The organism is Exiguobacterium sp. SH0S7 (genome assembly GCF_004337195.1).
GTDB lineage: Bacteria > Bacillota > Bacilli > Exiguobacteriales > Exiguobacteriaceae > Exiguobacterium > Exiguobacterium aurantiacum_A.
The window spans coordinates 1-428 of record NZ_SJVA01000038.1 but is presented as its reverse complement, the minus strand read 5'-3'; the positions used below and the strand labels follow the sequence as shown (position 1 = coordinate 428).

The 428-nt window shown below is 64.7% G+C and carries 2 protein-coding genes; both read left to right on the top strand.

Going from position 1 to position 428, the window contains the following annotated elements; translation table 11 throughout:
* The coding region (locus EVJ22_RS15300) for a BRCT domain-containing protein (protein WP_131444278.1) at positions 1–142 on the top strand (142 nt) is incomplete at its 5' end.
* Positions 139–428, top strand: a 290-nt coding sequence (locus EVJ22_RS15295; protein WP_199749347.1) for a peptide deformylase, incomplete at its 3' end; no start/stop codon positions are given. The genes EVJ22_RS15300 and EVJ22_RS15295, both read left to right, overlap by 4 nt.

The window sequence follows — 428 nt, the reverse complement described above, 5'->3', positions numbered from 1 at the left end:
GGCGGGTTCGGTATCGAAGAAGACGGATTACGTGGTCGCGGGCGCCGAAGCCGGCAGCAAGCTCGCGAAGGCCGAGGAACTCGGCATCCCCGTGCTGGACGAAGACGGTCTGCACCAACTCCTGGAGGGCAATACGCCATGATTCGCGAGATCCTGAAGATGGGCGATCCGCGCCTGCTCGAAGTCGCCCAACCGGTCGAGCGGTTCGATACCGCCGAGCTGCACGAGATCGTCGCGGACATGTTCGAGACGATGCACCACGCGAACGGCGCCGGGCTGGCCGCGCCGCAGATCGGCATCGGGCTGCAGATCATCATCTTCGGCTTCGGCAACAACAACCGCTACCCGGATGCGCCGCCGGTGCCCGAGACCGTGCTGATCAACCCGAAGATCGAGTACATGCCGCCGGAGATGGAAGAGGGCTGGGA